At 65.9% G+C, this 18,072-nt stretch carries 21 protein-coding genes and 1 pseudogene; 6 read left to right on the forward strand and 16 right to left on the reverse strand.

Annotated features, from left to right (window positions below; all coding sequences use genetic code 11):
• A pseudogene (locus A5791_RS10690) lies at positions 1 to 299 on the reverse strand (S8 family serine peptidase); the annotation flags it as partial.
• Positions 298 to 1,677, reverse strand: a complete 1,380-nt coding sequence (gene eccB, locus A5791_RS10695) for a type VII secretion protein EccB (protein WP_067235301.1) — start codon at positions 1,675 to 1,677, stop codon at positions 298 to 300. The pseudogene A5791_RS10690 and the gene eccB, both read right to left, overlap by 2 nt.
• Before the next feature lie 154 nt (positions 1,678 to 1,831).
• Between eccB and A5791_RS10700 the strand changes: the two genes are divergently transcribed.
• Complete coding sequence (locus A5791_RS10700; protein WP_067235451.1) at positions 1,832 to 2,692, forward strand: cutinase family protein; 861 nt, start codon at positions 1,832 to 1,834, stop codon at positions 2,690 to 2,692.
• 64 nt (positions 2,693 to 2,756) lie between these two features.
• Positions 2,757 to 3,323, forward strand: a complete 567-nt coding sequence (locus tag A5791_RS10705) for a cutinase family protein (protein ID WP_067235304.1) — start codon at positions 2,757 to 2,759, stop codon at positions 3,321 to 3,323.
• Between the two features lie 185 nt (positions 3,324 to 3,508).
• Here A5791_RS10705 and truA read toward each other — a convergent pair whose 3' ends face one another.
• The 9 genes from truA to A5791_RS10745 all read right to left on the reverse strand — a co-directional run bounded on the left by truA (position 3,509) and on the right by A5791_RS10745 (position 10,374).
• Positions 3,509 to 4,381 (reverse strand): tRNA pseudouridine(38-40) synthase TruA, encoded by an 873-nt coding sequence (truA, locus tag A5791_RS10710; protein WP_231995853.1) that lies wholly within the window; start codon positions 4,379 to 4,381, stop codon positions 3,509 to 3,511.
• Positions 4,347 to 4,952, reverse strand: a complete 606-nt coding sequence (gene rplQ, locus A5791_RS10715) for a 50S ribosomal protein L17 (RefSeq protein WP_067235311.1) — start codon at positions 4,950 to 4,952, stop codon at positions 4,347 to 4,349. The genes truA and rplQ overlap by 35 nt, the downstream gene beginning before the upstream one ends.
• Positions 4,953 to 5,010: 58 nt before the next feature.
• Complete coding sequence (locus tag A5791_RS10720; protein WP_067235455.1) at positions 5,011 to 6,054, reverse strand: DNA-directed RNA polymerase subunit alpha; 1,044 nt, start codon at positions 6,052 to 6,054, stop codon at positions 5,011 to 5,013.
• A gap of 127 nt (positions 6,055 to 6,181) precedes the next feature.
• Positions 6,182 to 6,787, reverse strand: a complete 606-nt coding sequence (gene rpsD / locus A5791_RS10725; RefSeq protein ID WP_067235314.1) for a 30S ribosomal protein S4 — start codon at positions 6,785 to 6,787, stop codon at positions 6,182 to 6,184.
• Positions 6,788 to 6,807: 20 nt separating this feature from the next.
• Complete coding sequence (gene rpsK / locus A5791_RS10730; protein ID WP_067235318.1) at positions 6,808 to 7,224, reverse strand: 30S ribosomal protein S11; 417 nt, start codon at positions 7,222 to 7,224, stop codon at positions 6,808 to 6,810.
• 5 nt (positions 7,225 to 7,229) lie between these two features.
• Positions 7,230 to 7,604: a 30S ribosomal protein S13 gene (gene rpsM / locus A5791_RS10735; protein ID WP_067235322.1), complete on the reverse strand. Its 375-nt coding sequence runs from the start codon at positions 7,602 to 7,604 to the stop codon at positions 7,230 to 7,232.
• A gap of 188 nt (positions 7,605 to 7,792) precedes the next feature.
• Complete coding sequence (rpmJ, locus tag A5791_RS25950; protein ID WP_003879483.1) at positions 7,793 to 7,906, reverse strand: 50S ribosomal protein L36; 114 nt, start codon at positions 7,904 to 7,906, stop codon at positions 7,793 to 7,795.
• Positions 7,907 to 7,960: 54 nt separating this feature from the next.
• Entirely contained in the window at positions 7,961 to 8,182 is a 222-nt protein-coding gene (gene infA, locus A5791_RS10740) for a translation initiation factor IF-1 (RefSeq protein ID WP_003418601.1), read from the reverse strand.
• Between the two features lie 227 nt (positions 8,183 to 8,409).
• Complete coding sequence (locus A5791_RS10745; protein ID WP_067235458.1) at positions 8,410 to 10,374, reverse strand: serine/threonine-protein kinase PknD; 1,965 nt, start codon at positions 10,372 to 10,374, stop codon at positions 8,410 to 8,412.
• 451 nt (positions 10,375 to 10,825) lie between these two features.
• Here A5791_RS10745 and A5791_RS10750 point away from each other — a divergent pair, with 451 nt between their 5' ends.
• From A5791_RS10750 to rfbC, 3 genes are read left to right on the forward strand one after another with little or no spacing between them, the layout of a single operon-like run.
• Positions 10,826 to 11,698: an LLM class F420-dependent oxidoreductase gene (locus A5791_RS10750; protein WP_067235461.1), complete on the forward strand. Its 873-nt coding sequence runs from the start codon at positions 10,826 to 10,828 to the stop codon at positions 11,696 to 11,698.
• A gap of 32 nt (positions 11,699 to 11,730) precedes the next feature.
• A complete protein-coding gene (gene rfbB / locus A5791_RS10755) occupies positions 11,731 to 12,726 on the forward strand; it encodes a dTDP-glucose 4,6-dehydratase (protein WP_067235465.1) in 996 nt (331 codons plus the stop codon).
• Positions 12,727 to 13,335, forward strand: coding sequence for a dTDP-4-dehydrorhamnose 3,5-epimerase (rfbC, locus tag A5791_RS10760; RefSeq protein WP_067235326.1), 609 nt, complete (start codon positions 12,727 to 12,729; stop codon positions 13,333 to 13,335).
• On the opposite strand, the gene A5791_RS10765 is transcribed toward rfbC, so the two are convergent.
• From A5791_RS10765 to A5791_RS10785, 5 genes are all read right to left on the reverse strand, one after another.
• Positions 13,316 to 13,711, reverse strand: a complete 396-nt coding sequence (locus A5791_RS10765) for a hypothetical protein (protein WP_067235330.1) — start codon at positions 13,709 to 13,711, stop codon at positions 13,316 to 13,318. The two genes, rfbC and A5791_RS10765, sit on opposite strands and share 20 nt — an antisense overlap.
• Positions 13,708 to 14,637: a metallophosphoesterase gene (locus A5791_RS10770; RefSeq protein ID WP_067235334.1), complete on the reverse strand. Its 930-nt coding sequence runs from the start codon at positions 14,635 to 14,637 to the stop codon at positions 13,708 to 13,710. The genes A5791_RS10765 and A5791_RS10770 overlap by 4 nt, the downstream gene beginning before the upstream one ends.
• On the reverse strand, positions 14,634 to 15,017 hold the full coding sequence (locus A5791_RS10775) for a cupredoxin family copper-binding protein (protein WP_067235337.1): 384 nt from the start codon (positions 15,015 to 15,017) through the stop codon (positions 14,634 to 14,636). The genes A5791_RS10770 and A5791_RS10775 overlap by 4 nt, the downstream gene beginning before the upstream one ends.
• A 150-nt stretch (positions 15,018 to 15,167) precedes the next feature.
• Positions 15,168 to 15,857 (reverse strand): Rieske (2Fe-2S) protein, encoded by a 690-nt coding sequence (locus A5791_RS10780; protein ID WP_067235341.1) that lies wholly within the window; start codon positions 15,855 to 15,857, stop codon positions 15,168 to 15,170.
• Positions 15,854 to 16,414, reverse strand: a complete 561-nt coding sequence (locus tag A5791_RS10785; RefSeq protein WP_067235344.1) for an RNA polymerase sigma factor — start codon at positions 16,412 to 16,414, stop codon at positions 15,854 to 15,856. Before A5791_RS10785 ends, A5791_RS10780 begins: the two co-directional genes overlap by 4 nt.
• A 130-nt stretch (positions 16,415 to 16,544) precedes the next feature.
• Here A5791_RS10785 and A5791_RS10790 point away from each other — a divergent pair, with 130 nt between their 5' ends.
• A complete protein-coding gene (locus tag A5791_RS10790; protein WP_067235468.1) occupies positions 16,545 to 18,065 on the forward strand; it encodes a CoA-acylating methylmalonate-semialdehyde dehydrogenase in 1,521 nt (506 codons plus the stop codon).
• Positions 18,066 to 18,072: the final 7 nt, after the last annotated feature.

The raw sequence follows: 18,072 nt of genomic DNA on the forward strand, positions 1-18,072 counted from the left end.
CCGCCGGGCGGGTGGTGCGCAGTGGACTCGATGCGCTGTATCACCTGCCGCGCGGTGAGCGCCGGAAACCGGGCCCGGATCAGCGCGGCCAACCCGCTGACCACCGGCGCTGCGTAGCTGGTTCCGGACAGTGGCGCCGAACCGAGGGAGGTCACCTGCTCGCCGATCGCGGCCACATCTACCCATGGCCCCGCGAGACTGAAGGCCGACGGGGCGCCGTCGGCGTTCACCGAACCGACGGTCAACACGTAGTCGTCGTACCAGGCGGCGCTGGCCGCCGGCGCCGCGTCGCGCCGGCTACGGCGATCCCACAGCCAAGATGTCTCGCGCGACTGACGCGCCCTGCCGGCTCAATTCCGGCCCGGATGGCAACGCCGCCAGCACCGGCCACGGCGCCGGTGTCGCTTGCGCCGTCAGACCAAGGTCGTCCGCTGCGTCGTCGTCGTGGACGGCAAACCGAACCCCGGTGTCGGTGACAAGGTATCGCCTGCCGGCCCGCACGTAGGCGCTGCGCCCGGGCGGCAGGTAAACCGCATCGAGCGCCGGGCCGTTGCCGTCGGCTTGCGAGAGTCGCACCGGAGCTTGCCCCGCTGGAACCGGCAAGCCAGCGCCGGTCAGGAATCCGATGTCGGCATGACCGGCTGATCCTGGCGCCCACGTCGCGCACAAGGTGTTCCCGGCATCCACCGGGGCCGGCGCCCGGTCGGGAAAGCTGGTGACGGGCAGCGTGTTCACTACCGCGGCGTCGCGAATCACGTCCGGCGCCACCGAGATGACGTTGGCGGCGCCCCCCGAGTCGCTGAACCGCAGTAGATCCGCGGTCAGCGGGCCGATTCGCTGCGCTCCAGTGACCAAGACCACGTAGTACTCCTCGCCGTCGCCGCGGACGATGCGCAGCACGCTGCCGACCGGAAATCCAGCCAGGCTGCCCGGGGCCCGGCCGCCGGCGCCGCGGATAGCAGGCGCCGTGAGCGGCGGTGCCTCCGGAACGGCGGCCAGCAACGACGGCGCGACCCTGACGGGCACCCGGCCCTCCAGTCGCAACGCACGCACGATCGCGGGGTCGCCGAGATCCACCACCGCCCGTCGTCCGTCGTAGAACAGGTACGCCGGCGAACCCGAGCCGGACGCGACCAGGACGGCCTGCCCAGGTGCCAGACGACGTAGGGAGGACCCCCCGGCGGACCCGACGACTACGGTCGTCGCCGCGCCCCCATCGGTGTCACAAATCGTCCAAGCAGCTTCGGTGGCGGCCAGCGGCCGGCCGAGAAATTGGGGTGCACCGGGAATTCCCAGTAGCGGACCACGTTTGGTGCGGCTGAGCTCGAACTCGCGTATCGGTTGCGGGTTCGCGTCGGCCGCCGCGATCAATCGCGCCGAAGCCAGATTCAGCACCGGATGCCAGGTATCGCCAACCCGCACGTACAGCGCTCCGGATTCCTGGCCCATCACAATCTGCGCTCGATCGAGTGCCGCCTGCGGCTGCAGCAAAGAAAGAAGCGCGCATCCGGCCACCACGACAAGCGTCAGCACACACCCGAGCGCCAACGCCGCCGCGCGCGTGCGCAGAGGCTCGCTGACCGTGCCGAGATCCCTGCGCAGCAATGCGCACTCGAGTCGGCGCAGCATAAATCGGTGAGCGCTCGCATGCAGCCTTGTCGTCGGTGGACGCGGCACTGCTCCCCCAGAGAATCGGGTCGACTCGAATTGTCTGGGCCAAAAATAGGCTCGCCGCCTGCCGCAAGCAGACCATTCTGCACAGCCGATACCCAGTCGCGGACCATTCCTGTCGCCTGATTGCGGTTAAAATTTCGGCGTGCAAATCAATCGCATGGGTCGCTGGGCCGGCCCGGGTGCTGCCGCCCTGGCCGCCGCAACTGTTCTGCTGGTCACTGCGAGCGGCATTGCCGACGTCCTTCCAACGGCCTCAGCCGCTGACTGCACGGACGCCGAGGTCGTCTTCGCACGCGGCACCAGCGAGCCACCCGGCGTGGGCCGGGTAGGCCAAGCCTTCGTCGACTCCCTGCGCCAGCAGACGCCCGGCATGAACATCGGGGTCTACGCGGTGAACTACCCCGCCAGTCGCCTCCAGCTACACGGCGGCGACGGCGCCAACGACGTCGTCTCCCACGTCAAGTCCATGGCCGCGTCGTGCCCCGCCACCAAGATCGTGCTGGGTGGCTACTCCCAGGGCGCCGATGTGATCGACATCGTCAGTGGCGTCCCGATCGGCGGCCTCAATTTCGGCAGCCCACTGCCGCCCGAGTATGCCGACAACATTGCGGCGGTTGCGGTCTTCGGCAACGTGGCCAACCGCGCAGGCGGGTCACTGACCAGCCAGAGCGCGATGTTCGGATCCAAGGCGGTCGATTTGTGCAACCCCAGCGACCCGATCTGCCACGCGGGCCCGGGCAACGAGTGGAGCGGGCACACCGAGGGCTACGTCCCCGTCTACACCACCCAGGCCGCGACCTTCGTGGCCTCCAAGCTGTTGGCCTCCCGCGGCCAGCAGGTTCCCGGGTTCGGTCCTCAGCCGCCGGGCCTCTACCCGCAGGCCCCCGGGCCCGTCGCACCCGGCCCCGTCGCGCCCGGGCCCGTCGCACCCGGACCCGCTGCGCCCGGGCCCGTCGCACCTGACGCCGCGCACGGCTCCGTCGTCGGCACCCCGGGAACCCGCGTACACGTCCACTGACCAACCGCCAAAGGCATAGCCAATACAAATCTTTCTTGTCTTTGTAGCCTCGTACTATCGGATCATGAGGCTTCGCCGCCTCACGGCAGTCGCACTACTCGCACCGACGTTGGGGATCGTTCCGCCATCCGCGGTCGCGGCGGCGTGCCCGGGTGCTGAGGTGGTTTTCGCGCGGGGCCGGGAGGAACCACCCGGCGTCGGCGCAGTCGGCGACGCATTTGTCAATTCCTTGCGCGGCAAGACGCGTATGTCGGTCGGCGTGTACGGGGTCAACTATCCCGCCAACATAACCACGATCAGTGGTGCTAACGACTTGAGCGGTCACGTTCAATTCATGGCCAGAAGTTGCCCGAACACCCGCGAGGTGCTTGGCGGCTATTCACTGGGCGCTGAGGTGGTCGACCGCGCGACCTGGGGCGGACTGCCGCCAGATACTGTCGCGGCGGTCGCATTGTTCGGTAATGGGACCCGCCGACTCGCCCCCGCGTTCGCCGGTAAGACGATCGATCAGTGCGCACAGGGCGATCCGATCTGTGGGAGAGGCACCAACTGGCCGTCGCACCTGCAGCCCTCATACATCAACTCCGGGCTGGTGGATCAGGCCGCCTCCTTTGCTGCCGGCAGGCTGTAGCCTAGCGAAGTAACACCTGCCACTCTGGCACCAAAATGCGGGCCATATCGCAGTCCGAAAAGCGCTAGCGCCGGTGCTATCACATTGCAAAAGCAATGGCCGAGGATCGTAGGGACTCGTGTGACTGATGCGACTGGCGTGCGATCGCCGCTGAGCCGATCCGCTAAGCCAATCGGCGGCGACCGCTAACGCGAACGCAGATCCCGGGTGATCAGATTACGTGACTCGAGCTCGTCATCGGGCGGATAGTCGACCCCGACGAGCGTCAAACCGTGCGCCGGCGCGGCCGCGAAATCGCTGGATCGGCCTGTCGCGCTGAGCAACTCACGACACCAGTCGACGCTGCGCCGGTGCTCGCCGACCGCTAGAAGCGCCCCGACCAGCGATCGCACCATCGACCAGCAGAATGCATCGGCCGTGACATGAGCGGTGATCAGATCGCCGTCGCGCGACCATTCGAACCGCTGCAAATCCCGAATCGTCGTAGCGCCGGCACGCTGCCGGCAAAAAGCGGCGAAGTCATGCAATCCCAACAGCTCTCGTGATGCGGCGTTCATCGCCGACACATCCAGGGCGCGCGGCCAGGCGGTGACGTAGCGCGCCTGCAGCGGTTGCGCGCCATAGCAGGCCGTCGACAGTCTGTAGCGATAGTGACGTCGCAGCGCCGAGAATCGGGCATCGAAACCCGCTGGCGCGCGCGCGATTCCGAGGACGCGGACGTCGGCGGGCAAAAACCTGCCGAGGCGCCGTAGCAGCGACGAGAATTCCGGATCGTCCCGGTCGGGTGAGCGGGGATACGCGTTGGGCAAGGCGTCCGCCGGGACATCCAGGTGGGCCACCTGCCCGGTGGCATGGACACCCGTGTCGGTGCGCCCCGCGGCGCGCAGCCGCACCGGAGCGCGAAAGACCGTCGTCAGCGCCTCGTCGAGAACGCCGGCGACCGTCCGTTGCCCCGGCTGCGCTGCCCAGCCCGCGAAATCGGTTCCGTCGTAGGCAATGTCGAGCCGAAGACGGACGTCCTCACTAATTCTCGGTGGCCTCTTCGGGTTCCTCGACACTCGCCTGCGGAGCCGCCGCCGCCGTCTCCGGTGCGGCGGGAGCCTCGTCAGCCGTGGCGGCTTCCTCGACAACCTCATCCGCCGTCGGACCCTCCGCGGCGTCCGGCTCAACCGCCGCTTGCGGTGCCGCCGCGGCGGCTACCGGCGCAGCCTTCTTCGCCTTGCCCTGTTGCGCAGCCACCCGGCGCGCGCGATCGGCCTCTGCGGTCACCGTCTTCTCCCGCACCAGCTCAATCACCGCCATGGGAGCGTTGTCACCCTTGCGCGCCTCGACCTTGATGATGCGGGTGTAGCCGCCATCGCGGTCGGCGAAGAAGGGTCCGATCTCGGCGAACAAGGTGTGCACCACATCCTTGTCGCGGATCTTCTTGAGTACCTCGCGGCGATTGTGCAAGGTGCCCTTCTTGGCGTGCGTGATCAGCTTTTCGGCATACGGGCGCAGCGCACGTGCCTTGGGCTCGGTGGTCTTGATCCGGCCGTGCTCGAACAACGACGTAGCCAGGTTGGCCAGAATCGCCTTCTGGTGCGAAGACGACCCGCCGAGGCGAGGCCCCTTGGTGGGCTTAGGCATTGCGACTTCTCCTAAATGGGGCCGATCCCCGTATCAGGTAGGACCGGGACGGGATTCCTTAAAGCTGTTCGGTTTCGGCGTAGTCCTGGTCGTCGTAGGCACCCTCGGTGGACCACGTGCCGGTGGCGACGTCGTAGCCGGCGACCTCCGACGGGTCGAAGCTCGGCGGGCTGTCCTTCAGCGACAGGCCGAGCTGGTGCAGCTTGACCTTCACCTCGTCGATGGACTTCTGACCGAAGTTGCGAATGTCGAGCAGATCGGACTCGGTGCGCGACACCAGCTCGCCTACCGTGTGCACACCCTCGCGCTTGAGGCAGTTGTAGGAGCGCACGGTCAGGTCCAGGTCGTCGATCGGCAGCGCGAACGACGCGATGTGGTCGGCCTCGGCCGGCGACGGTCCTATCTCGATACCTTCGGCTTCGACGTTGAGTTCGCGTGCCAGGCCGAACAATTCGACCAGCGTCTTACCCGCCGACGCCAGTGCGTCGCGCGGAGTGATCGAGCTCTTCGTCTCCACGTCGAGAATCAGCTTGTCGAAGTCGGTGCGCTGCTCGACGCGGGTGGCGTCCACCTTGTACGTCACCTTGAGCACCGGCGAGTAGATGGAATCGACTGGGATACGGCCGATTTCGGCACCTGACGCCCGGTTCTGCACCGCCGGGACGTAGCCGCGGCCACGTTCGACGACGAGTTCGACCTCCAGCTTGCCCTTGTCGTTCAGCGTGGCGATGTGCATGGCGGGGTTGTGCACGGTGACACCGGCCGGCGGCACGATGTCACCCGCGGTGACCTCGCCCGGACCCTGCTTGCGCAGGTACATCGTGACCGGTTCGTCTTCTTCCGAGGACACGACCAGGCCTTTGAGGTTCAAGATGATGTCGGTGACATCTTCTTTGACACCGGGCACGGTGGTGAACTCGTGCAGCACGCCGTCGATGCGAATACTGGTGACCGCCGCGCCGGGAATCGACGACAACAGCGTGCGACGCAGTGAATTGCCCAGGGTGTAACCGAATCCGGGCTCCAGCGGCTCGATGACGAACTGGGACCGGTTGTCGGTGAGGATTTCCTCGGACAGGGTGGGGCGCTGTGAGATCAGCATTCTTTTCTTCTTCTCCTTCTCGGCACCCGCTATTTGATGCCGCTGTGTTGTCCCGCGCCGACCCGCTGCGCCCGGCTTCGCCGCGCTTGCGATCGCCGCGAGTTCCTGCACCGGCGGTGCGGGAAACTTACTTCGAGTAGTACTCGACGATCAGCTGTTCGGCGAGCGGGACGTCGATCTGCGCGCGCTCGGGCAGCTGGTGTATCAGGATGCGCTGGCGCTCCCCGACCACCTGCAGCCAGCTCGGGATCGGGCGGTCGCCCGCCGTCTCCCGGGCGATCTGGAACGGCACGGTGTTCAGCGACTTGTCCCGGACATCGATGATGTCGTACTGCGACACCCGGTAGCTGGGGACGTCGACGCGCACGCCGTTGACGCTGAAGTGGCCGTGGGTCACGAGTTGACGCGCCATCCGCCGGGTCCGGGCCAGCCCGGCCCGGTAGACGACGTTGTCGAGCCGGCTTTCCAGAATCCTGAGCAGTTCCTCACCGGTCTTGCCCGGCTGCCGAACGGCCTCTTCGTAGTAGCGGCGGAACTGCTTTTCCATCACGCCGTAGGTGAAACGGGCCTTCTGCTTCTCCTGCAACTGCAGGAGGTATTCGCTCTCCTTGATGCGCGCGCGGCCGTGCTGGCCGGGCGGGTAGGGACGCTTCTCGAATGCCTGGTCGCCGCCGACGAGGTCGGTGCGCAGCCGGCGCGATTTGCGAGTGACGGGTCCGGTGTAACGAGCCATTGTTATCTCTCCTGACCCTTCTAAACTCTTCTGCGCTTGGGCGGACGAACGCCGTTGTGCGGCTGGGGAGTGACATCGGAGATCGCGCCGACCTCGAGTCCAGCGGCCTGCAGCGACCGGATGGCCGTCTCGCGGCCGGAGCCCGGGCCCTTCACGAACACGTCGACCTTGCGCACGCCGTGCTCCTGCGCCTTGCGCGCCGCGTTCTCGGCGGCCAGCTGAGCGGCGAAGGGAGTCGATTTCCGGGAGCCCTTGAAGCCGACGTGACCCGACGAGGCCCATGCGATGACATTGCCCTGCGGGTCGGTGATCGTCACGATCGTGTTGTTGAAGGTGCTCTTGATGTGGGCAGCGCCGTGCGGGACGTTCTTCTTTTCCCGCCGCCGGGTCTTCTGTCCCTTTTTGGCTGCTTGCCCGGCCTTTTTTGCTGGTGGCATCCTAATTACCTGGCCTTCTTCTTGCCTGCGATGGTGCGCTTGGGACCTTTGCGGGTGCGCGCGTTGGTCTTGGTCCGCTGGCCGCGCACCGGCAGGCCGCGGCGGTGCCGCAGACCCTGGTAGCAGCCGATCTCGATCTTGCGGCGGATGTCGGCCTGCACCTCGCGGCGCAGGTCACCCTCCACCTTCAGGTTGGCTTCTATGTAGTCGCGCAGGTGGGTCAGCTGATCATCGGTGAGGTCCCTGGTGCGCAGGTCCTTGTCGATGCCGGTGGCCGCCAGGATTTCGTTGGAGCGGGTCCGGCCGATGCCGAAGATGTAGGTCAGGGCGATCTCCATCCGCTTGTCGCGCGGTAGATCGACGCCTACTAGTCGAGCCATAGGTGGCGTTCCTCTTTCTAGGCGGAGGTCTGTTCCCAGTCCGTTCCCTGGGCCAAAGTGATTTGGGCAGGGGCCCGGCCTCCGTCCGGACGTGGATGAGCTGGCCCATCTGATAGATGCCAGCCGCTCACTGGTGCTGGGAGGTCTGCATTCAGTTGTTGTGGGGCGAATGGGCCGAGTCCGGCGTCCTAGCCTTGCCGCTGCTTGTGACGCGGGTCCGAGCAGATCACCATGACCCGTCCGTGCCGACGGATCACCCTGCATTTGTCACAGATCGGCTTGACGCTCGGGTTCACCTTCACGGCAGTCTCGGTCCTGTTCTCTGGGCTTGCTGTCTAAATGTCTCGATGTCGGGGTTACTTGTACCGGTACACGATGCGGCCCCGGGACAGGTCATAGGGCGACAACTCCACCACGACGCGGTCCTCGGGCAGGATGCGGATGTAGTGCTGCCGCATCTTGCCGCTGATATGGGCGAGCACCTTGTGGCCGTTCTCCAGCTCAATGCGAAACATCGCATTGGGCAGAGGCTCGACCACGCGACCCTCGACCTCGATGGCACCGTCCTTCTTGGCCATTACTTTTCGGCGATCCTTTTCTATCCCTCGTCAATGCACCTGATTCGGCGCAGCATGTGTCCGGACTACTAAAACGTGAACCTGTGGTGGAAATTCCGCGAAGTGCTCCGAGAAATTTCAGAACTGGGCACGCCAAGAGCCGGCACAGAAGGCCGTACCGTTGTCCCACCTTACCCGTATCGCCGCAGTCGGCGCAAAACCGCCCGCAAGCTGGGAGTTGTGCGGGCTCATTTCTGCGGCAGTGCGTAGACCTTGTTGTTGTTGCCCGCCACGTAGACCGTGCCGTTGTTGGCGACGGCCAGGCCCCACGGATAGTCGAGGTTGCAGAACCCCAGCACGGCTTGCTGGCTCGAGCCGGCGGAAAGTTTCAGCACGCTGTTGTCCCCTCTGTCGGTGACGTACACGGAGCCGTCGCCGTCCACTGTCAGTCCGCCGGGGTCGGAGAGGTCGGCGAAAGGGACCTTGTCTTGTTTGTTCGTACGGGGATCCAAGACCAGCACGATTTTGTTGCCGCCATCGGCGACATAGATCTTTCCGTCTTTGCCCACCACCAAACCGGTTGGAGAATTAAGACCCGTGAACGGTATCTCCCTTTGCGCACCCGAGCCACGGTCGAGGGCGAACACCTTGTTTTTGACCGTGTCGGTGACGTAGACGGTGCCGGCGCTGTCCACCGCAAGGCCTGTCGGCTTTTCCAGGCCGGTGAACTGAAGTTGGCTCAGCTTCCTCGTGCCGGCTTCCACCTTGACCACGCGCTTGTTGCCGGCATCGTTCACGTAGATATTGCCGCTGCTGTCGGCCGTCACACCGGTCGGGAAATTGAGACCCTGAAGACCCATTTGGTGGACTTGCCCGTTCGCGGGTAGCTCAAAGATGTCGTTGTGGGAGGTGTCGGCAACGTAGACCGTGCCGCCACTATCAACCGACAACCCTTGCAACCGGAGGCCGGTGAAGGGCAGCGTCGTCTGCCGGCAGTTTGTGGGTGGTGAGCCGTTATGGCCCAGGAACGCAATGGCGCCGACCACCGCAGCGACGGTGACCACGGCCGCGGCGGCGACGAGGCCGCCCTTGCCGCGCCACCACGGCCGCGCCGGTGACGATGGATGCGACGGAGGCGTGGGCTGTGGGGTGGACAGCGCCGGCGACGGGCTGGCCGGCGGTTGGATGATTACCTGCTCGCGCCGAACGGGCGTGTTCGGATTGAGCGCCGGTTTGCGGAGGGTTTCCGGGCCCGTCTCGGTCGGCGGTGCCGGGACCGGCCTACGACCATAGTCGGCGCGGGGCCGCGGCATCGGCGGCTGAGGCGCGGTCGGGGGACGCCGAACCGGGGGCCGCGGCTCCGGCGGCCGCGGCACGGGCACCGGTGCGGTGATGGCTTGGCGGGCGGCTCGCGCAAGCTCCAGGGCGGTGCTGTAGCGATCGGCGGGGTTCTTCGCCATGCCCTTGGCAATTACCCCGTCCAAGGTTCGTGGCAGCCCGGGGTTGGTGTTCGACGGCCGCGGCGGCGGGGTGACGAGGTGGTTGCCGATCTGCTGTTCCAGGCTGTCTCCCCGGAATGCATGCTCTGCGGTCAAGCACTCGTACAGCACACAGGCCAGGGCGTAGATGTCGGATCGGGCGTCGATCGGAGGAGCGCCCGGCTCCTGGGCTTTGAACCGTTCCGGGGCCATGTAATGGAAGGTGCCGATCACGTCGCCGACGGTGGTCAATCCCCGCTCGCCGACCGCGAGCGCGATTCCGAAATCGATCAGGTAGGCGTCCCCGTTGTCGTCGTCAATCAAGATGTTGGACGGCTTGACATCCCGGTGTAGCAGCCCGACTTTGTGCGCGGCGTTCAAGGCCTTGGCGATCTGCTCGATGATGCTCACCGCCCGGGCCGGTGGCAGCGGGCCGCGATCGAGGATCGACTGTAGGTCTCGGCCGTCGATCAACTGCATTTCCACGAACAGCCGTCCGTCGATTTCGCCGTGGGTGTGAATCGGCACGATGTGTGGACTTCTCAATCGCGCGGCCGCATGCGCCTCGCGACGGAACCGCTTCTGAAAGGTTTCGTCTTGGGAAATCTCGGCAGGCAGGATCTTGATCGCGACGATCCGGTCGATGGCGGTGTCGTGAGCCCGCCACACCTCGCCCATTCCGCCGCGGCCCAGCAATTCGATCAGCTGGTAATGTCCGAACGAAGTTCCCTGCAACGAGCCTCCCACAGCAACTGCTCAGCACCCTAACGCGCCACCAACAATGGTGGCAGGTCTTTCGGCGCGCTGCGGTGCTGTATGCAGCCCGGCTCGATACTGCACGGGTGGACCCGTCACCCGACCAGACGCCCGGCCCGCGAGGCGAGCTTCCCGCAGCAGGGACATACGTAGACGATACCAATTCGGGTATGCGCACGGTGATTTCACGGCCATCCCGGCGCGTTTGAGATGGCACGCAAGCGTGAATTCGCCAAATTTGCTGGTGGCTTTGACAAAATCTCGATCGACGACCGTTAGCCCATTCCAGCGCGCCAATTTATTTTCACCCGGCACAACAATATGAACACTATTCGCTCCAGTCGACGATTCGACCACCGCTCCCGACACACCGGCCGACTGCCGCATGCGGGCCGGAATAGGACGGGTCAGCTCGCGGGTTGGAGCAACCATGACCGATGCGCATGCCACTTCATCACCCAGCAAAGCCACCAGCAAGCCCGATCTCGGCCGGTTCGGATCGTTCGGACGCGGCGTAACGCCACAACAAGCCAAAGAGATCGAGGCCCTCGGTTACGGGGCCGTCTGGGTGGGCGGTTCACCGCCGGCGGAGCTGTCCTTCGTGGAACCGATCCTCGAGGCGACCACTACGTTGCAGGTGGCCACCGGGATCGTCAACATCTGGACGGCGGCCGCCAAGCCCGTCGCCGACTCCTTCCACCGGATCGACAAGGCTTACCCGGGCCGTTTTCTGCTCGGGATCGGGGTCGGCCATCGCGAGGCGATCAGCGAGTACCGCAAGCCATATGACGCGCTGAGCGAGTACCTGGACCGGCTCGACGATTATGGCGTGCCTGCCAACCGTCGCGTGGTGGCCGCGCTCGGCCCGCGCGTCCTCAAGCTCTCCGCGCAGCGCAGTGCCGGTGCGCATCCGTACCTGACCACGCCGGAGCACACCGCACAAGCCCGCGAGCTGATCGGTCCTTCTGCGTTTCTGGCACCAGAGCACAAGGTCGTCCTGACGACCGACGCCGACACGGCGCGCGCGGTGGGCCGTAAGGCGCTGGACATGTATCTCAACCTGGCCAACTACCTCAACAGCTGGAAGCGGCTGGGGTTCACCGACGACGATGTCGCCCGGCCGGGCAGCGATCGCCTGGTCGACGCGGTGGTCGCCTACGGCACGAACGATGCGATCGCGGCCCGGCTGAAAGAGCACCTGGACGCGGGTGCCGACCATGTGCCCGTCCAGGTCCTCACCAAGAGCGAGAATCTGGTCCCCGCACTGGCCGAACTGGCCGGGCCACTGGGTCTGAAGTCCTGAGGCGTTGATCCCGTTCGATTAGGGTCGTGATCATGCGGCTGCTGGTCACCGGTGGCGCCGGCTTCATCGGCGCGAATTTCGTGCACAGCACCGTCCGTGAGCGTCCCGACGCAGCGGTGACGGTGCTGGACGCGATGACCTACGCCGGCAGGCGGGAGTCGCTGGCCGACGTCGACGACGCAATCACGCTGGTCGAGGGTGATATCACCGACGCCGAGCTGGTTTCCCGGCTGGTCGCCGACTCCGACGCTGTCGTACATTTCGCCGCCGAAACCCACGTCGACAACGCGCTGGATGATCCGGAACCGTTCCTGCACACGAACGTGATCGGAACGTTCGCGATCCTGGAAGCGGTGCGACGCCACGGCGTGCGGCTGCACCACGTGTCGACCGACGAGGTCTACGGCGACCTCGAGCTCGACGACTCGCGGCGGTTCACCGAGGCCACGCCGTACAACCCGTCGAGTCCGTACTCGGCCACCAAAGCGGCCGCCGACATGCTCGTCCGGGCCTGGGTTCGGTCGTACGGGGTGCGCGCGACCATTTCCAATTGCTCCAACAATTACGGCCCCTACCAACACGTCGAGAAGTTCATCCCGCGCCAGATCACCAACGTCCTCACCGGGCGGCGGCCCAAGCTTTACGGCACCGGCGCCAACGTCCGTGATTGGATCCACGTCGACGATCACAACGACGCGGTCTGGCGGATCCTGGAAAAGGGGCAACCCGGCCGGACCTACCTGATCGGCGCCGAGGGCGAGCGCGACAACTTGACCGTGCTGCGCACGTTGTTGAAGATGATGGGCCGCGATCCCGACGACTTCGACCACGTCACTGACCGGGTCGGTCACGATCTTCGCTACGCCATCGATCCGGCGGCGCTCTATGACGAATTGTGCTGGGCCCCAAAGCACACCGACTTCGACGAAGGTTTGCGCGCGACCATCGACTGGTATCGCGCCAACGAATCCTGGTGGCGTCCGCTGAAGGACGCGGCAGAGTCCCGTTACGAAGAGCGTGGCCAGTAGATGGACGTCCGCGAACTCGACATCCCGGGCGCGTGGGAGATCACCCCGGCCCTGCACGGCGATTCGCGCGGGCTGTTCTTCGAATGGCTCACCGACCGCGAGTTTCGCGCCTTCGCCGGTCACAGCCTGGACGTCCGGCAGGCGAACTGCTCGGTGTCGTCGGCAGGCGTGCTGCGTGGGCTGCACTTCGCCCAGTTGCCGCCCAGCCAGGCCAAGTACGTGACCTGCGTGTCCGGCTCGGTGTTCGACGTCGTCGTCGATGTCCGTTTGGGCTCACCGACATTCGGGCGCTGGGCCTCGGTCGTGCTCGACGACTCCGACCGCAGGACGATCTACATCTCCGAAGGTCTCGCGCACGGGTTCCTCGCCCTGCAGGACAATTCGACGGTGATGTACCTGTGCTCGACGGAATACAACCCGCAGCGCGAGCACACCATCTGCGCCGCGGATCCTTCGCTGGCAATCGAGTGGCCGCTGGTCGGCGGGGTCGCTGCCAGCATGTCGGACCGCGATGCCGCAGCACCCAGCCTCGAGGAAGTACGCGCGGCCGGTCTCCTGCCAACGTGGGAGGAGACCCAGCAGTTCCTCGTCAACCTGCGCGGCGAATAGCGAAGCGGCCGTTCACGATCAGTCGTCCGGCGATACACAACACCACCGTCGCCAGCTCGGCACCCAGACTCAGGGCCGCATACGGCGACGGATCCCAGCCTTGTTCGACGAAGCCGGCCACGCCAACGGTTCTCGACATCGCGAAGGCCACTACGGAGCCGCCGGCCACCGCCGCCGCCGCCCAGCGCAGCCAAGCGGGCCCGCCCACCAGAATCAGCAGGGCCAACGCGAAGGAGACACTCGCCTGTACCAGGAAGCCATCGCCGATGTTCGGGATGTGTTGGTAGCCATGACGATAGAGATGCGCATGGCTGACCGCACTGACGACCAGCGAAACGGCGATACCCAAGCGAAGCAACAGATCCCTTGACCTCATTGCAGCGTGGTCTCTTTCAGCGCCAATGCGCCCTGCCCCCGGGTATATCCGACTTCGCGAATGCCCAGCGCGTCGCGAAGCTTGCCGGCCGGCAAGGTGACAGGTTTGGGCGCCGGTCCGTCACCGGGATGAGGCAACGGATAAGCCGTCGTCGTCCCGCTGTAGAACGTCACATTCCCTTCCGTCTTGGAGAACAGTTGGTGGACATGGCCGTTGAGACAGGTCACCGACGAGAACCGGCGCAGGTAGCTGAGCGCCTGGACGGCGTCGTCGGTGCCCCATCCCCAGTCCGGGTACATCGCGAACAGCGGTATGTGGCTGAACACGATGACGGGGGTATCACTCGATAGCCGCTCGACGTCCTTGGCGACGAACTCGAGCTGTTCGGTACCGAGGTGGCCGAGCTTCTTCAGGTTCAACGTATTGACCAGTGCGATCACGTGCACGCCTGCGACGTCGAAGCTGTACCACCCATCGCCCCGGCCACTCGTGCCGAAGACGCTTCGATACTTCTGCCCCGCGTCGTCGACCGAGTCGTGCTCGCCGGGCACGGTGAACACGTGCGGCGTTTTCAGCCCGCTCATCATCTGCTTCGCCTGGTCGAACTGCTCCGGGGTCGACAGATGCGTGATGTCACCGGTGTGGATGACGAAATCCGGTGTGTAGCCGAGGTTGTTGATCCGATCGATCGCGTGGCCGAATGTGTCGGTGACGTTGGAATTGGCCGATCCGGTGAATCCGAGATGGCTGTCGCTGACTTGGGCGAAGCGCAGGGTGGGCCGGGCGGCCGCGTGTCCGGCGTGTCCGGCCGCACCGGCATGCGAGATGACCTCGCCCCCGACGACGGCGAAGCCGACGGCGGCGCCGAACCATGCGGTGTGCCGGATCAGCTGGCGGCGACTCATCGACTTCGGGTCACCCGTCACGACGTCACCACCACGGTGCCGTGCATCATCGGATGAATCGAGCAGATGTAGTCGAATTTGCCGGGGGCAGAGAAGGTATGCGAGAAGGTGCCGCCGGTTCCCATGCCCGGTGAGCGGAACGAACCGTCGCTGGCCGCCACCGTGTGGGGTTCCTCGTCGTGATTCGTCCACGTGACGGTGGTGCCCGCGGCAACTGTCAGGGTGAGCGGAACGAATGCGAACTCGTCGATGTTGACTTGATTTCCGCTCACCGGTCCCGCGGGTGCCGTGGCCGACATGCTGACCGACGGCGCGCCGACGCCGGCGCTGGGCCGCGACGTCGAACACCCCGCCAACACCAACACGCCCAACGCCAACCACACCAGGTGTTTTCGTGTCATGCCAACAGATAGCGGGGCGGGTTACATTTCTGAGCCGGCGGTTCACTTCGAGTCTGCGTTGGTGGCACCGAGCCTGCGCTCACGGCGTCGGACGCCGCGGCGAGCGCGCCCTGAGCGCAGTTTCGGCAAACGTGCGGCTGCACCAGCCAATCAGGCCGGTTCCGCCGGTGCGAACACCTCGATGATGCCGTTGGTCTCCCGAACCATCAGCGTGGGCAACGGCTTTGGCGCGATCGGCAGCTGGTGGCTGAGCACCTGGCCGCCGGGCGCGAACGACGTCGTATGGCACGGGCAGCGCAGCCGGTCTTGGGGTGCGTCGAACCACAGCCGGCACCCTTGATGGGTACACACCCCCGAGACCGCCTCGACCTTTCCACCGACCCGGCGGACGAATCCGCTGACCGTGCCCAGATCGAACGGATGCATCAACGCGTCGGGCACGTCCGAACTGGCCGCGACGCGCACCCAGCGCCCGTCGTTCGGGGTCAGTTGCCCTCCGGCGGACGGGCTTTCGGTCGGCTGCTCATCGGTAACGAGCCGGTCCACCGAAACCGCGGCCACCGCGGCGGCCGCGGCAGCCGACGTGCCGACGATCACCTGGCGACGCGTCGTGTTCTGTTTCGGCGAGGACGGTGACGGTGTGCCGCTCATCTGCTCCGCCAGGCGACGGTGCAGATCGGCGAGGAATTCCTCACTCGGGGCGTCACCGCCGGGCCGGGCCGCGCGCAGTTCGATCGCCGTGCGGATCTGCGCCGCCTCGAAGTCGTCGGGCGCAAACGGCTTTGGTCTCCGTCCGCGCAGCAGGTCGTCGACATACCTGCGCAGGCCTCGCGCGTTCATGGCTGGTCCTCGTCGGTGACCTGTGCCGCCAACCGCAGCGCGCGGTGTTGCAGCACTTTGGTGTTGGCGACGCTGATGCCGAGTTCGCTTGCCGTCTCCTTGATCGAACTGCCTTGCAAAAAGCGCAATTCCAAGATGCGGCGATAGCGGTCCGGCAGCTTGTCCAGGACCTGGGCGACACGCTGGGGCGCGGTGCTGATCGCTTCCTCACTATCCGGGCTATTCGGGCTCGGGGGGCCCAGTTGTCCGATGTCCTCGATGGAGGTTATCTCCCGACCCAAGGTTTCCCGCCAGTGCGCGGCCAGCACCGTTCGGGCCGTCGCCCGCAGGTATGCGCGCACCTCGGCAACGCTGGCGGTCAGGCGCAGCGGTCGCAGCGCGGCCAGGAAGACCTCGGCGGTGAGGTCCTCGGCATCAGCCCGGTTGCCGACCCGAGCGAACAGCGTGCGGTACACCCAGGTCGCATTGTCCGCGTACACCGCTTGCCAGTCGGCGTAGCCGCCATCCGGCACCGCGCGCAGGGGCCGCGGGCCGACCGGTTCGTTTCGTGCCGTCACGTGTCTCCTTCACCGATCAATATCCGCTGGGGTTACATGTGTGGGAAGGGCCCGCCTTGCGAACGCACAAGAGAATTACTAGGATATGCAAGTATCGCCATGAATTCCCCTATCTATTTTTTGGATGGCCATGACCACACAAATCCCGCATTTCATCGATGGGCAGCGCACCGGCGGCCAGTCCACCCGCACCGCTGACGTCTTCAACCCCAGCACCGGCGAGGTCCAGGCCACGGTGCCGATGGCTGGCCAGGCGGACATCGACGCCGCGGTGGCCTCGGCCGTCGCGGCGCAACGAGGCTGGGCGGCGTGGAATCCGCAGCGCCGCGCCCGGGTGCTGATGCGATTCATCGACCTGGTCAACGAACACACCGACGAGCTCGCCGAGTTGCTGTCCCTCGAACACGGCAAGACGTTGGCCGATGCCCGCGGCGACATCCAGCGCGGCATCGAGGTGATCGAGTTCTGCGTCGGGATCCCGCATCTGCTCAAGGGCGAGTACAGCGAGGGCGCCGGGCCGGGCATCGACGTCTACTCGCTGCGCCAGCCCCTCGGCGTGGTCGCGGGCATCACGCCGTTCAACTTCCCGGCGATGATCCCGCTGTGGAAGGCCGGCCCGGCCCTGGCATGTGGAAACGCCTTCATCCTCAAGCCCAGTGAGCGCGACCCGTCGGTTCCGGTACGGCTGGCGGAGCTGTTCTTGGAAGCGGGCCTGCCGCCCGGTGTCTTCCAGGTGGTGCACGGCGACAAGGAAGCCGTCGACGCCATCCTGCACCACCGCGACATCATGGCGGTCGGATTCGTCGGCAGCTCCGACATCGCCCAGTACATCTATTCGACCGCCGCCGCGACCGGCAAGCGTTCGCAGTGCTTCGGCGGTGCCAAGAACCACATGATCGTCATGCCCGACGCCGACCTTGACCAGGCCGTCGACGCGCTGATCGGCGCGGGTTACGGCAGTGCGGGCGAACGCTGCATGGCGATCAGCGTCGCGGTCCCGGTCGGTGAGCAGACCGCGGAACGGTTGCGCGCCAGGCTGATTGAGCGGATCAACGGTCTGCGGGTCGGGCACAGCCTGGATCCCAAGGCCGATTACGGGCCGTTGGTCACCGAGGCTGCGCTGACCCGGGTGCGTGACTACATCGGGCAAGGGGTGGACGCGGGTGCCGAACTGGTCATCGACGGCCGCGAACGAACCAGCGACGACCTGACGTTCGCGGATGCGAATCTCGAAGGCGGGTTCTTCATCGGCCCGACGCTGTTCGACCACGTCACGCCGGACATGTCGATCTACACCGACGAGATCTTCGGGCCGGTGCTGTGCATGGTGCGCGCACATGATTACGAAGAGGCGCTGCGGCTGCCTTCCGAGCACGAGTACGGCAACGGCGTGGCAGTGTTCACCCGCGACGGCGACACGGCCCGCGACTTCGTCTCCCGCGTGCAGGTGGGCATGGTCGGCGTCAACGTGCCGATCCCGGTTCCGGTGGCCTATCACACCTTTGGCGGTTGGAAGCGCTCCGGCTTCGGCGATCTCAACCAGCACGGCCCGGCGTCGATCCAGTTCTATACGAAGGTCAAAACCGTGACGTCGCGTTGGCCGTCGGGCATCAAGGACGGCGCCGAATTCGTCATCCCGACGATGAACTAACGCCATG

This window comes from Mycobacterium sp. 852002-51163_SCH5372311 (genome assembly GCF_001667115.1).
Lineage (GTDB): Bacteria > Actinomycetota > Actinomycetes > Mycobacteriales > Mycobacteriaceae > Mycobacterium.

Excerpts from the sequence above, each read along its gene's own strand:
- infA (WP_003418601.1), bottom strand. The coding sequence starts at position 8,182 with ATGGCCAAGAAGGACGGTGCCATCGAGGTCGAGGGTCGCGTGGTCGAG.
- rplQ (WP_067235311.1), bottom strand. The coding sequence starts at position 4,952 with ATGCCTAAGCCCACCAAGGGGCCTCGCCTCGGCGGGTCGTCTTCGCAC.
- rfbB (WP_067235465.1), top strand. The coding sequence starts at position 11,731 with ATGCGGCTGCTGGTCACCGGTGGCGCCGGCTTCATCGGCGCGAATTTC.
- A5791_RS10705 (WP_067235304.1), top strand. The coding sequence starts at position 2,757 with ATGAGGCTTCGCCGCCTCACGGCAGTCGCACTACTCGCACCGACGTTG.
- rfbC (WP_067235326.1), top strand. The coding sequence starts at position 12,727 with ATGGACGTCCGCGAACTCGACATCCCGGGCGCGTGGGAGATCACCCCG.
- A5791_RS10765 (WP_067235330.1), bottom strand. The coding sequence starts at position 13,711 with ATGAGGTCAAGGGATCTGTTGCTTCGCTTGGGTATCGCCGTTTCGCTG.
- rpsD (WP_067235314.1), bottom strand. The coding sequence starts at position 6,787 with ATGGCTCGTTACACCGGACCCGTCACTCGCAAATCGCGCCGGCTGCGC.
- A5791_RS10750 (WP_067235461.1), top strand. The coding sequence starts at position 10,826 with ATGACCGATGCGCATGCCACTTCATCACCCAGCAAAGCCACCAGCAAG.
- A5791_RS10780 (WP_067235341.1), bottom strand. The coding sequence starts at position 15,857 with ATGAACGCGCGAGGCCTGCGCAGGTATGTCGACGACCTGCTGCGCGGA.
- rpsM (WP_067235322.1), bottom strand. The coding sequence starts at position 7,604 with ATGGCTCGACTAGTAGGCGTCGATCTACCGCGCGACAAGCGGATGGAG.
- A5791_RS10775 (WP_067235337.1), bottom strand. The coding sequence starts at position 15,017 with ATGACACGAAAACACCTGGTGTGGTTGGCGTTGGGCGTGTTGGTGTTG.
- A5791_RS10790 (WP_067235468.1), top strand. The coding sequence starts at position 16,545 with ATGACCACACAAATCCCGCATTTCATCGATGGGCAGCGCACCGGCGGC.
- A5791_RS10700 (WP_067235451.1), top strand. The coding sequence starts at position 1,832 with ATGGGTCGCTGGGCCGGCCCGGGTGCTGCCGCCCTGGCCGCCGCAACT.
- rpsK (WP_067235318.1), bottom strand. The coding sequence starts at position 7,224 with ATGCCACCAGCAAAAAAGGCCGGGCAAGCAGCCAAAAAGGGACAGAAG.
- A5791_RS10720 (WP_067235455.1), bottom strand. The coding sequence starts at position 6,054 with ATGCTGATCTCACAGCGCCCCACCCTGTCCGAGGAAATCCTCACCGAC.